This window comes from Micromonospora sp. NPDC049114, assembly GCF_040648635.1.
Taxonomy (GTDB): Bacteria; Actinomycetota; Actinomycetes; order Mycobacteriales; family Micromonosporaceae; genus Micromonospora.
This window is the reverse complement of sequence record NZ_JBEZEA010000017.1, coordinates 1-12,432: the sequence shown is the minus strand read 5'-3', so window position 1 is coordinate 12,432 and position 12,432 is coordinate 1. Positions and strand designations below refer to the sequence as shown.

At 73.5% G+C, this 12,432-nt stretch carries 11 protein-coding genes and 1 pseudogene; 3 read left to right on the top strand and 9 right to left on the bottom strand.

Features of this window, described 5'->3' with window-relative positions; translation table 11 throughout:
* Nucleotides 1-13: 13 nt before the first annotated feature.
* Both AB0B39_RS29985 and AB0B39_RS29980 read right to left on the bottom strand, forming a co-directional pair.
* On the bottom strand, nucleotides 14-268 hold the full coding sequence (locus AB0B39_RS29985) for a glutaredoxin family protein (RefSeq protein ID WP_234582371.1): 255 nt from the start codon (nucleotides 266-268) through the stop codon (nucleotides 14-16).
* Nucleotides 258-1,883: an AMP-binding protein gene (locus AB0B39_RS29980; RefSeq protein WP_357575984.1), complete on the bottom strand. Its 1,626-nt coding sequence runs from the start codon at nucleotides 1,881-1,883 to the stop codon at nucleotides 258-260. The genes AB0B39_RS29985 and AB0B39_RS29980 overlap by 11 nt, the downstream gene beginning before the upstream one ends.
* A 556-nt stretch (nucleotides 1,884-2,439) precedes the next feature.
* Here AB0B39_RS29980 and AB0B39_RS29975 point away from each other — a divergent pair.
* The 3 genes from AB0B39_RS29975 (at nucleotide 2,440) to AB0B39_RS29965 (ending at nucleotide 5,575) form a co-directional block, all read left to right on the top strand.
* Nucleotides 2,440-3,396 (top strand): ECF subfamily RNA polymerase sigma factor, BldN family, encoded by a 957-nt coding sequence (locus tag AB0B39_RS29975; protein WP_357494677.1) that lies wholly within the window; start codon nucleotides 2,440-2,442, stop codon nucleotides 3,394-3,396.
* Between the two features lie 281 nt (nucleotides 3,397-3,677).
* Nucleotides 3,678-4,565 (top strand): DUF5667 domain-containing protein, encoded by an 888-nt coding sequence (locus AB0B39_RS29970; protein WP_357575983.1) that lies wholly within the window; start codon nucleotides 3,678-3,680, stop codon nucleotides 4,563-4,565.
* Nucleotides 4,566-4,699: 134 nt separating this feature from the next.
* Nucleotides 4,700-5,575, top strand: coding sequence for an HAD-IB family hydrolase (locus AB0B39_RS29965; protein WP_357494679.1), 876 nt, complete (start codon nucleotides 4,700-4,702; stop codon nucleotides 5,573-5,575).
* A 1-nt stretch (nucleotide 5,576) separates the two neighbouring features.
* Here the strand turns inward: AB0B39_RS29965 and AB0B39_RS29960 are convergent, their stop codons facing one another.
* From AB0B39_RS29960 to AB0B39_RS29930, 7 genes and pseudogenes are all read right to left on the bottom strand, one after another.
* Entirely contained in the window at nucleotides 5,577-6,386 is an 810-nt protein-coding gene (locus AB0B39_RS29960; protein WP_255786582.1) for a lysophospholipid acyltransferase family protein, read from the bottom strand.
* A 386-nt stretch (nucleotides 6,387-6,772) separates the two neighbouring features.
* On the bottom strand, nucleotides 6,773-7,846 hold the full coding sequence (locus AB0B39_RS29955; RefSeq protein ID WP_234582366.1) for an NAD-dependent epimerase/dehydratase family protein: 1,074 nt from the start codon (nucleotides 7,844-7,846) through the stop codon (nucleotides 6,773-6,775).
* 122 nt (nucleotides 7,847-7,968) lie between these two features.
* Nucleotides 7,969-8,070 carry an AURKAIP1/COX24 domain-containing protein gene (locus AB0B39_RS29950; protein ID WP_007465623.1) on the bottom strand — a complete coding sequence of 34 codons (102 nt, stop codon included), beginning with the start codon at nucleotides 8,068-8,070 and terminating at the stop codon, nucleotides 7,969-7,971.
* Between the two features lie 214 nt (nucleotides 8,071-8,284).
* Complete coding sequence (locus AB0B39_RS29945) at nucleotides 8,285-8,494, bottom strand: helix-turn-helix domain-containing protein (protein ID WP_007465625.1); 210 nt, start codon at nucleotides 8,492-8,494, stop codon at nucleotides 8,285-8,287.
* A 200-nt stretch (nucleotides 8,495-8,694) separates the two neighbouring features.
* Nucleotides 8,695-9,879, bottom strand: a complete 1,185-nt coding sequence (locus tag AB0B39_RS29940) for an ABC transporter permease (protein WP_357494683.1) — start codon at nucleotides 9,877-9,879, stop codon at nucleotides 8,695-8,697.
* Between the two features lie 116 nt (nucleotides 9,880-9,995).
* Nucleotides 9,996-10,835, bottom strand: a pseudogene (locus AB0B39_RS29935) (ABC transporter ATP-binding protein); the annotation flags it as partial.
* Nucleotides 10,832-12,214 (bottom strand): efflux RND transporter periplasmic adaptor subunit, encoded by a 1,383-nt coding sequence (locus AB0B39_RS29930; RefSeq protein ID WP_357575982.1) that lies wholly within the window; start codon nucleotides 12,212-12,214, stop codon nucleotides 10,832-10,834. The gene AB0B39_RS29930 and the pseudogene AB0B39_RS29935, both read right to left, overlap by 4 nt.
* Nucleotides 12,215-12,432: the final 218 nt, after the last annotated feature.

Sequence of the window (12,432 nt, the reverse complement as noted above, 5' to 3'; positions counted from 1 at the left end):
CCATAGGTGCCACTCAGAGCTGCGGGGTGGTCAGGTCCCGCAGCAGCCGGTCCTCCTCCACCCGCCAGTAGCCGTGCTCCTTGCCGTCGAGCAGCACCACCGGCAGGCGGTCGCCGTACTCCCGTTCCAGCCCCTCGTCGCCGGTGACGTCCCACTCGACCCACTTGTCGCCGGTCACCGCGACCACCCGGTCGAGCGCCGCCTTGGCGTCGTCGCACAGGTGGCAGCCGGGTCGGGTGATCAGGGCGAGTCGGGCGTCACTGGCCATCGGTTACCTCCGTGCGGTCGGTCGGCGTCGCCGACCGGAGCTGGGTCTTGCGTACCTTGCCGATCGCCGAGTGCGGCAGGGTGTCGACGAACTCGACAGCGGTCGGGCACTTGAACCGGGCCAGGTTGCGCGCGCAGTGGGCGAGCAACTCCTCGCTGGTCACCGGTCGGCCCTGCACCGGCACCACGTACGCCCGCACAGTCTCGCCGGTCCGCGGGTGCGGCACACCCAGTACCGCCGACTCGACCACCCCGGGGTGCCCGGCGAGCACCAGCTCGACCTCGTGGGGATACACGTTGAACCCGTTGACCAGGATCAACTCCCCGAGCCGGTCGACCAGGAAGAGGTCACCGTCCTCGTCGGCGTACGCGATGTCGCCGGTGCCCCACCAGCCGTCGTCGTCCGGGCCGTCGCGGCCGTCGGGCCAGTAGCCGTCGAAGAGATTGGGCCCGCGAACGACGATCTGCCCCGGGTCGGTGCCCGGGGCGGCGTCGGAGATGTCCAGCTCGTCCGGGTCGTCATCGGGGACCGCCTGGCCGTCGCGCCACAGGTCCTCCCCGGTCGCGCCGACCAGGCGCAGCTGCACGCCGGGCAGCGGCCGGCCGATCGAGCCGGGCTTGACCACCGGACCGACCAGGGTGGAGGTGAGCACCGGCGCGGTCTCGGTGAGGCCGTACCCGACGTGCACCTGCTGGCCGGTGGCCTCGGTGAAGCGCGCCGCGACAGTTGGCTCCAGCGGCGCCGCGCCGCACACCGCCACCCGCACCGACGCGGTCGCCGCGCGGACCGCGTCGGCGCCGGCCCAGGCCAGGAACATCGACGGTACGCCGACCAGCACGCTCACCCGGTGCCGCGCGATCTCGGCGAGCCCCGCCGTGGGCCCCGGCTCGTCGAGCAGCACGCCGGTGGCGCCGTGGTGGACGACGGCGCCGAGCCCCGAGTTGAGCCCGTACGCGTGGAACAGCGGCAACCCGAGCAGAACAGTGTCCGTCGGCCCGACGACCGGCGGCTCGATCTCCGCGACCTGTTCGTGGTTGGCCAGCAGCGCACGGTGGGAGAGCATCGCGCCCTTCGGACGGCCCTCAGTGCCGGACGTGTAGAGCAGTACGGCCAGATCGTCGCCGCCTCGGCGTGGGCGGGGGCGTGGATCGGGCGCCTCGGCGGTCGGCGGCGTGTCGTGCACGGCGGTGAGCGCGGGCAGGTCGGCGGCCACCTCGGCGACCAGGCGGCGGACCCGCTCGGTGCCGATGAGCAGCGACGCGCCCGAGTCGGCCAGTACGTGCCGCAGCTCCGGGGCGGTGAAGCCGGGGTTGACCGGGACGGCGACCAGACCGGCCCGCAGCGCCCCGAGCCAGCCGATCACGAAGTCGGGGGTGTTGTGCAGCGCGATCGCGACCCGCGGCGGCGTGCCACCCGGGTCGGTGGCCGGCGCGGCGGCGGCCAGGCCGTGCGCGGCGGCGGTCACGGCGGCGTCCAGTTCGGACCAGGTGACGCGCCCGTCCCGCCAGTGCAGCGCGGGCCGGTCACCGTTGTCGAGAGCCGCCCGGTGGACCCGGTCGGCGAGGTTCGGCGCGGGGTCTGCCGAGAAGTCCTGCACGGTGGTCGAGTCTGGCACAGCGGCGATCGACAGGCCACGCCCGACGGTCGGCCGCCGGGGTCGCCGAGCGTCCCGTCAACGGGACACTCACCGTGCCGTCGATGATCCGATCGAGTCCGGCCGATGGGACGGGCGACGGGTCGGACGGATGCCTCGACCCGGCCCACACGGCGACCGGCCGGGGCGGCGCAGCCGACCGGCCACATTGCCCCCGACCTGGGGATCCACCCAGGACCACCGGCCCGGGCCAAAGTCAAACGCACACGACGGACAACCGGTCCGCCATCGGTGCGACACAGCGGGAAATACTTCCGCCCTGTGTAACGGACTTGCCACGCGCGGGTGACGTTGGCCCTATTATCACTCGGGTCGGCTCACCCCATTTGCCGTGAGTCGACACCCCTCAGCCCGAGGAGGCCCCCGTGCCTGTGAGCGCATTGGACCAGCACCTCAAGGGGAACTGCCGCCCGTCGGCACACCCCGGAACCGTCCTGCCCGACCGGTTGCCCGGTCGGTCCGCACCAACGACCCGTAAACCGGCCCGGCCGGCTACCGACGGGACGGGGGCGGCGCGGTGACCACCTTCGGATACGCGGAACGCCCGGTCGGCCTGACTGGCCAGACGCCCCGCTCCCCGCTCAACGAACGACAGGCGGCCCGCGCGCCGCTGGGCGACCCGCACGCCGCGATGCGCGGCGACAACGCGGCCCAGCGGACCCGCAACCGCCCGCACACCAACGAGCCACCACCGAGACCGGCGGCCCCGGGTGCCAACGCGATGCCGACCGGTGGCCGTGTCGCCGCACCAGCCCGACCGACAATGCCCTCGCAGGGCCGTCGGGTCGGCGACGCGCCGGCGGCGGCCACCGATCCGACGGCTGGCGAGACGGCGGTGATCCCGGCGGTCCCGGCCGCCGCCACCTCGACCACCCCGACCGGTTTCCCCAGCCGCCCGGACCCGTCCGACCCGGCCACCGAGGTCTGGACCCTGGTCGAGCGGGCGCAGGCCGGCGAGTCCGAGGCGTTCGGCCTGATCTACGACAGGTACGTCGACACCGTCTTCCGGTTCGTCTACTTCCGGGTCGGCAACCGCCAGCTCGCCGAGGACCTCACCTCGGACACGTTCCTGCGCGCTCTCAAGCGGATCGGCAGCTTCACCTGGCAGGGCCGCGATCTCGGCGCCTGGCTGGTGACGATCGCCCGCAACCTGGTCGCGGACCACTTCAAGTCCGGCCGGTACCGCCTGGAGGTCACCACCGGCGACGTGCTCGACGCCGACCGCGAGGACCGGGGCCCGGAGGGCAGCCCGGAAGCCGCGGTGGTCGAACACATCACCAACGTCGCCCTGCTCACCGCCGTCAAGCAGCTCAACCCGGAGCAGCAGGAGTGCATCGTGCTCCGGTTCCTCCAGGGCTTCTCGGTCGCCGAGACCGCCCGCGCGATGGGCAAGAACGAGGGTGCCATCAAGGCCCTGCAGTACCGGGCCGTTCGCGCGCTGGCACGGCTGCTGCCCGACGGCTTCCAGCCGTGATTCTCGGCGGCGGGGCCGACGGGCGTCGATCAATGTCTCGGCAGCTCAGGGCTGCCGGCACCCGGTGATGGCGATCACTTTCTGTGATTTCGGCCCCGCCAGGCCCGTAACCCGTGCCCGGTCCGCCGCGTTTCTCCGGGTGCGACCGGTGGTTGTCCCGGCAGGCCCGGGGCACCGAGGTCCGACCGGCACGCCGGACGGCACCTCACCTCCGTGGTGTCACTTTGCCGCCCGGTCGCTGGCAACGATGGCGGCCGACCGGCCGTGACCAGCGAGAGGAGGTGCCTGCGGTGGACGACATCCTCTTCTCCCGCCGGCGTGCCGAGCGCTTCGCGCAGCTTCTCGACGAGGCCAACGGCGGCCGGCGGCACCACGTGCGGTCCCGAGTGGACAGCCAACTGGCTCCGCTCGTCGCAGTGGGCCAGCGACTCAGCGTCGATCCCCCCACCGCCGAGGTGAACCCCGACTTCCGCACCGGCCTGCGAGCGATGCTGCTCGCCACCGCCGAGCGCGAGGGGATGGGCACCCCGCCGGCGACCACCGAGCCGGCTGCCCCACGGGCTGCGGCGACGAGCCGCGGCTCCCTGCTGCCCGCCGTCACCGCCCGGCGGGCCCGCGCCCGGGGCGCGATCCTGGTCGGCATCGCCGCCGGCGCCATCGCCGTCTCCGGGATCTCCGCCGCCAGCGAGAACGCCGTTCCCGGCGACGCGCTGTACGGCATGAAGCGCTCCACCGAGCGGGCCCAGCTCGCCCTGGCCAGCTCGGACATCAGCCGCGGCCAACTGTTCCTGGACTTCGCCCGGACCAGACTCGGCGAGGCAGCCGAGCTGCGCGGCGACCGCATCGGCTACAGCGCCGTCCTCGACGACATGGACGCCGACACCCGGCAGGGCATTCGCCTGCTCACCGCCGCCGCAGTGCAGCGGGCCGAGCCGGCCAGCCTGGACACCGTCAACACGTTCGTCGCCAGCCAGCGCCGGGCGGTGACCAACCTGCTCGACGGCGCCAGCCGGCCCGACCGCGAACGGACCCGGAGGTCGCTTGCCCTGCTGGACAGCATCCGTGAGCGCTCGGACTCGGTACGCGCGGCGATCGCCTGCGGCCTGCCGGCACCGACCGGCAGCGACGCGCTCGGGCCCACCCCGACCACCTGCCCCGGCGAGCGCTGACCCGCCAGCCCCGGCACCGCCATACCGCACGTCCGACCGGCCGGGCCACAGTTCCCTGTGGTCCGGCCGGTCGACCGTGCGCTCCGGCTACCCTCGCTGGAGGCATCAGTCGTACCTGGTCAGGAGGGAGTCCCGTGGCGCGCAGCCGTAAGGTGACGGTCAGCACCGACGCCGACGGTCACACCGCCGGGTGGGCGGAGACCGCGCTGGCGCCGGTGACCCCACCCGCACCGGACCCGGGTGCCGCCGCGTTCTTCGACGTCGACAACACGATGATGCAGGGCGCGTCGATCTACTGGTTCGCCCGCGGGCTCGCCGCCCGGAACTACTTCACGACCGCCGACCTGGCCCGCTTCGCCTGGCAGCAGCTCCGGTTCCGGCTGCTCGCCCGCGAGCACGCCGGGGACATGTCCCAGGCGAAGGAGGCCGCGCTCGCCTTCGTCGAGGGATGGCGGGTGGACGACGTGGAGCGCCTCTCGGAGGAGATCTTCGACGAGCTGATGGCACCCCGGATCTGGGCCGGCACCCGGCAGCTCGCCCAACGCCACCTGGACGCCGGCCAGCGGGTGTGGCTGGTCAGCGCCGCCCCGGTGGAGATCGGCCGGGTGATCGCCACCCGCCTTGGCCTGACGGGCGCGATCGGCACGGTGGCCGAGGTGCGGGCCGGGGCGTACACCGGGCGGTTGGTGGGCGATCTCATGCACGGGCCGGCGAAGGCCGAGGCGGTCACCCAGCTCGCCGCCGTGGAAGGGCTCGACCTGAGCCGCTGCGCGGCCTACAGCGACTCGGCCAACGACCTGCCGCTGCTCAGCTCGGTGGGCCGGGCGGTCGCGGTAAACCCCGACGGCACCCTGCTGCGGCAGGCCCGGCAGCACGGCTGGGAGGTGCGGGACTTCCGCACCGGCCGCCGAGCCGTCAAGATCGCCGTACCGTCGACGGCGGCAGCCGGCCTGGTCGCCGGCGCGGTCACCGCCGGCCTGGCGTTGCAGCGCCGCCGTCGCGCCGGCTGACTCAGGGGCCGAAGGGGTCGGGTCGCCGTTCCAGCAGCGAGTGCAGGGTCTGCTGGATGGTCTCGCGCACCTGGTCGGCGAGGTTGAAGACCACCAGCGGATCGTCCGCCGAGTCGGTCAGGTGCGCGGTGGGGATCGGCGGGCAGAACTGGATCAGCCACTTGCTGGGCAACGGCACCATGCCGAGCGGTCCGAGCCACGGGAAGGTCGGCGTGACCGGGAAATACGGCAGCTTCAGCAGCCGCGCGAGGGGCTTGATGTCGGCGAGCATCGGGTAGATCTCCTCGCCGCCGACGATGGCGACCGGAACGATTGGCGTGCCGGTGCGCAGCGCCGCCGAGACGAAGCCGCCCCGGCCGAACCGTTGCAGCTTGTAGCGGTCGGCGTAGAGCTTGCCGATGCCCTTGAACCCCTCGGGGAACACACCGACCAGGTCACCGCCGCCGAGCAGCCGCTCGGCGTCCGGGTTGCAGGCCACCGTGCCGCCGGTCTTGCGGGCGATCTCCGACACCACAGGCATGCGGAAGACCAGGTCGGCGCCGAGCAGGCGCAGGTAGCGGTGGGCGGGGTGCTTGTCGTGCAACGCCGCCGAGAGGATCAGCGCGTCCAGGGCCACGGTGCCGGAGTGGTTGCCGACCACCAGGGCGGGCCCGTCGACGGGGACGTGCTCGACCCCGCTGACCTCGGTTCGGAACCAGTCCCGGTAGAGCAGCCGCAGCAGCGGGTGGAAGACCGCGTCGGTCAGCTCCGGGTCGAACCCGAACTCGTCGACCTCGTAGTCGCCGGCCAGCCGCCGCCGCAGGAACGCCAGCCCGTTCGCGACCCTGCGGTCCCACTGGTCGCCCGGCCGATCCGGAACCGCCGAACCGGTGCCGCCCGCCCCGCCTCCGGTGGGCGCGACGCCCCCGCTCGCCGGCTCGTCGGTCGCGGTGTCGACCTCGTCGCCGGCAGGGTTGTCGCTCGGCGTCGCCGGGCCGTCGGTCGCCGGGTCGACCTCGTCGCCGGCAGGGCTGTCGCTCGGCGTCGCCGGGTCGTCGGTCGCGGTGTCGACCTCGTCGCCAGGCGTCCCGGCCGGCGCGAGTCGACTCGTCGGCCGGTGACCGTTGCGCCGCGCCGGCTCCGCGTCCGGCACGGGCGGCCCCGGCGGTACGTCGAACGGCCCCATGCCCGCCGGCTCGCGGCCCTGCGCCGGCCCGGTCATGACCGCTCCCGCACCGCGGCACGGACCTGCCGGATGCCGTCCAGGACCAACTGCTCGGCGGCGGCCAACTGACCCCGGCTGAGCACCGCCCCACCGTGGTGGGCGCGGATGAAGTCGTCGAACGCGGCCGCGGTGGAGCGGGGTGTGAAGCCGTACTCCTGCTCAAGGCGCGTGGTGTCGACGACCCGCCCGTGCACGAAAAGATCGACCTGGTCCAGGCCGTAGCGGCCGAACCCCATGGTGCGGGCCAGCGCCGCGGCGCCCGAGAGACCCGGCTCCAGCACCGGCACGGCCACCCGACCGGCCCGCCGGATCGCCTGGGACAGCGACAGCACCCCCGGACCGGCGACGTTGTAGGTGCCCGGGTGATCCTCCACGATCGACCGGTGCAGCACCTCCAACGCGTCGTCGAAGTGCAGGAACTGCAGTCGGGGATCGCGGCCGAAGACGGTCGGCACGAACGGCTGCGCGAAGTAGCGCGTCAACGTCGTGTCGGCTGTCGAACCGATGAACGGAGCGAAGCGCAGCACCGTCGCGGTCACGTCGGCCCGGCGGCGGCGGAAGCCGCGAACGTACCCCTCGACGTCGAGGATGTCGCGGCCGAAACCGCCGCGTGGCACCTCGCGCGGCTCGGTCTCCTCGGTGAACACCGCCGGATCGCGGAACGACACCCCGTACGCGGCGGTCGACGACCGGACCACGAGCTTGCGCAGACGGGGCGCCCGTTGGCAGGCGGCGAGCAGCTGCATGGTGCCGATGACGTTCTGGTCCTTCATGGCCGACCGGCCGCCGTGCTGCTGGTCGGGGGCGCTGACCAACGCGAGGTGGACCACCGCGTCGACGTCCAGGTCGGCGAGGAGCCCGCCGAGCGACCCCGGGTCGACGCGAATCCGCTCGACCCGGTCCAGCAGGTCGGTGAACTCGGCGCCCGGCTCCGGGGCGTCCACGCCGATGACCCGCTCGATGCGGGGGTCGGCGGCCAGCCGGGCCGCCACGTGCGCGCCCAGGTACCTACCGACCCCGGTGACGACGACGACCCCCGGAGCACCTGAAGTGCTTCCGGGGGTCATCTGACGCACCTACGCCGACAGGAGGGACCGAGCCGGGACGACCACGGCCTGATCACCTGAGCCTCCGGGGGTCGACAGTTTGGCAAGTGAGGCCGAACGCCGGGCTCAGCGCCCGGCGACGATCACTTGCCGAGACGGCGACGCTGGACGCGGGTCTTGCGCAGCAGCTTGCGGTGCTTCTTCTTAGCCATGCGCTTACGGCGCTTCTTGACCACCGAGCCCATACGACAGCCTTTCGATACAACGTGCGGGGCGGACCGGATGACACCACGCAGGTGGCGACGGCGACCGCATGCGGACAACGGACCGGACCAGTCTGGGCGGCGGGGCGCACCGGTGGGGTCTCGGTCGGGCTCCAGGGTAGCCGGAGAGCGTCAGCAGGACCAACGCGCCCCCGTCCAAGCCGCCTACGTGGCACTCGATCGGCGGACCGGTGGCTCAGGCGGTCTCCTGAAACGCGCCCCGCAGATATTCGTGCACCGCGTGCTCGGGCACCCGGAACGACCGCCCCACCCGGACGGCGGTGAGCTCACCGCTGTGCACGAGGCGATAGACAGTCATCTTCGACACCCGCATGACCGTCGCCACCTCCGCGACGGTCAGGAACTTGACCTCCGACAGCCGTCCATCGGACTGCGACCCGGCCATGGCTCACCGACCCATCCCATGCCCGGCGCGTGCCAACCCGACGGATGCTCCGGGCCGGGCGGCGACGCGCGTGTTACCAGTACGGTAGCGGGGCGGCTGTGACCGGCGCGATCCCTTCGTACAACTGATCATGCCTGGATCGTCGGTTCACCCGATCCGGCCTGCCGTTATCTCCCCGGCTGCGTCCACCGTCCGGTTGGTCACTCGGCGCGCAGCGCCACCACCGGGTCGAGTCGGCCGGCGCGCTGCGCGGGAACCACCCCGAAGACGATCCCCACCGCCGCCGACACCCCGAAGGCGAGCGCCAACGACCACCAGGTGATCGCCGCCGGGATCGGCGACAACGCGTCCACCAGCAGGGCCGTACCCACGCCCAGCGCCATCCCGGTCAGCCCGCCGATGGTGGTGAGCAGCACCGCCTCCAGCAGGAACTGCACGCCGATGTCACGGGGTCGGGCGCCGACGGCCTTGCGCAGCCCGATCTCCCGGGTCCGCTCCCGGACGCTCACCAGCATGATGTTGGAGACGCCGACGCCGCCGACGAGCAGCGAGATGCCGGCGATGGCGGCGAGTACGCCGGTGAGGACGCCGAGGATGTCGCCGAGCACACCGAGGATCTGCTGCTGCGTGACCGCGCTGAACTCGGTGTCCGGGTGGCGGCGGTTCAGCTCGGCGACGATGCGCTCACCCAGCTCGTCGATGCGCTCCCGATCGGGCGCCTTCACCGCAATGCCGTCCACCCGCTGGGTGCCCCACAGGCGCTGCGCCGCGGTGACCGGCACGTGCACCTCGTCGTCCCGGTCGACGCCGAGGCTCTGCCCGAGGGGCGCGAAGACGCCGATGACCCGGAACCGCACCCCGGCGAGGGTCACCTGCTGACCCAGGGGATCCCGGTCGGGGAACAACGCGCGTGCCACCGAGTCACCGAGGACCGCGACCCGCCGGCTGGTGTCCACGTCCGTGCCGGTGAGGTAGCGACCTCGGGCCAGCGACCGGGTGAACACCGCAGGGGTGGTCTCCAGCACGCCCTGGACGGTCGTGAAGTCGGAGCGGGCACCCGCGCGTGCGGTGGCACCGGAGGCGACGGTGACCGCGACCCGCTCGGGATCGCCGACGACCCGGGAGACCGCGTCCACGTCCTTGAGCGTCAACGGCGACACGACCGGCGCGGTGCCCACCTCGATCTTGCCGGGGACGACAAGCAGCAGGTTGGAGCCGAGCCCTTCGACCTGCTGCTCGACCTTCTGCTTGGTGCCGGTGCCGATGGCGACCAGCAGCACCACCGAGGCCACCCCGATGATCACGCCGAGCATGGTGAGCGAGCTGCGCAGCCGGTTGGCCCGGAGCGCGTCAAGCGCGACCCGCCACGCCTCGGCGACCCTCACGCCGCACCGTCCGCGGGCTCGCCCGGGCCGGCCTCACGCGGGCCGGCTTCGGCGCGGCGCGGGCCGGGCTCGCGCATGTCGGTCCCCCCGCGGCGCGGGCCGGGCTCGCGCGGAAGGCGCCCGGTGGCTCCGGCGGCGCCACCAGAGCCACCGGACGGGTGCCCCGGGCCGCTTCCGGACACGGACCGGGGCTCCGCGCTGGGAGCGGGGACCAGTGTCTCAGGTCGACCGTGATCGACGGACAGCGGTCGATCATGAGGTGCGGTGGCGCTGTCCGCCACCACCACACCGTCGCGCATGGTGATCCGGCGGGTGGCTCGCGCGGCCACCTCCTGGTCGTGGGTGACCATCACCAGCGCCACCCCGGACTCGGCGTTCAGTTGCTCCAGCAGTTCCAGCACCGCCGCGCCGGTGACGCTGTCCAGGTTGCCGGTCGGCTCGTCAGCCAGCAGCACCGTCGGCTCGGTGACCAGGGCGCGGGCGATGGCCACACGCTGCTGCTCGCCACCGGACATCTGGTTGGGCCGGTGGTCCAGCCGGTGCCCGAGACCGACCCGGCCCAGCATCGCCGCCGCCCGCTCCCGGCGCTGCCGGGCCGACACGCCCCGGTAGACCAGGGGCAACGCCACGTTCTCCACCGCCGAGGTACGCGGCAGCAAATGGAACGCCTGGAAGACGAACCCGATCGTCTCGTTGCGCAGGGCGGCCATCTCCGGCGGGGTGAGGGCGTTGACGTCCCGCCCGCCGATGACCAACCGGCCGCCGGTCGGTCGGTCGAGCCCGCCCAACAGGTGCATGAGCGTCGACTTGCCGGAGCCGGACGGCCCGACCAGCGCCACGTAGTCACCGGGCTGCACGGTCAGCGACACCCCGCGCAGCGCCTCCACCGACACCCCGTCCAGCTGGTACGTCCGCGACACGTCCACCGCCTCGATGGCCGGCGGGGTGTCGGTCACCGGACCTCCTGGCCGTCGCGCACCTGGTCGGTGCCGCGCACCACGATCCGGTCGCCGGCCTGGACGCCGTTGAGGATCTGCACCAGGTCGGCCCCCTGGACGCCCACGGTCACCGGCGCCCGGTCGGCCTTGCCGTCGCGGACCACCCAGACCGTGTCCCGCCCGTCGGCGGAGAAGACCGCCGAAGCGGGGACGGTCACCGCGTCGGCGGCCTCGCGTACGCGCAGGTGCACTATCGCGTTCATGCCGGGGCGGGGCGTCGGGGCCGGCGCGTCCTCGGCCAGCTTCCCGGGACCCAGCGTGAGGCGTACCCGATAGGTGACGCCGCCCTGCGCGGAGCTGGTGGGGAGCACGTCGACCGAGCGGACCGTGGCGTCGTAGTTGGCGCCGGCGACGGCGTCCAACTCGACGGTGGCGGTCACCCCGGCCTTGACCAGCAGCACGTCGGTCTCGTCCACCTCGGCGAGCAGTCCGAGCTGCCCGGTGTCCACCACGGTGAGCACCGGCGTGCCGGCGGTGACCTGACCGCCGACCGCCACCGCGTCGTCCACTCCGGCCGGCGGGCCGGCCTGCGCGGGGGCCAGCGCGGACGGGTCGAGACCGGCCCCACCGGCCTGCTCCAGCAGCCCGGCCAAGCCGCCGTTGGCGCCGCCGCCGGCCCGGGTGCCACCGGGCTGCACCACCCCGGCGACCGGGGCGCGCAGGGTCAGTGCGTCGACTGTCGCCTTCGCCAGGTCGTACGCCTGCTGGGCCTGGAGCCGTTGCGCCGCGGAGAGCGAGCCGACGGCGGAGTTCAACCCGCTGATCCCCCGCTGTACGGCGCGCACGGCCTGATCGGCGCTGCGCGCGGCGGCGGCGTACTGCCGTTGTGCGGACGTCACCTGGGTCAGCAGCGCGTCGCGTAGCTGCGGGTCGGCGATTTTCTCGGCCGCCTCGCGGGCGGCGTCGAACGCCTCCTCGGCCGCCTTGTCGGTGCCGCGCCGGCTGCTGCTCAGGTTGCCGGTGGACACACCACGGCCGGCGCGCTTGGCCGCGTCCAGCGCCTCTTTCGCCTGGCGCAGCCGGGCCTGGGCCGACGGGGAGGCGACAACGGCGAGCACCTGGCCGCGCTTCACCCGCTGTCCGGGTTGGACGCGCAGGCTGGCCAGGGTGCCGTCAGCGGGTGCGGTCAGGGTGGCGGCGGCCCGGGCGGTCACCGTCGCCGGAGCGTCGATCACCTCGCTCACCGGGTTGCGGGCCGCCGAGGCGAGCGCGACCGGCGGCTGATCGTCACCGCAGGACGCGGCGGTGGTGGCGGTGAGGACGGCGACGGCGGTCAGGGCGATGAGCAGGCGGGGCCGCGTGGCGCTTGCGGGCCGCGGCAACTGGGGGCGGCGCACCCATCGATGGTACGGCGCACCGTCGCGCCGGCCGCGTCTCACCCGAAGCCGCCGCACCAGCCACGGCGGCGCCCGCTCGCCGAGATCTTGGACAGTTACCGTTCGAGCGGCGGGCTCAACCGATGGTTGCAACACCCTTTCGTGATCGTCGTTGGGGTGGTTATGGCGTCGAGGTTGAGTCCGCTGGAGCGGGAGCAGATCGGGTTGGGTCGGGCTGC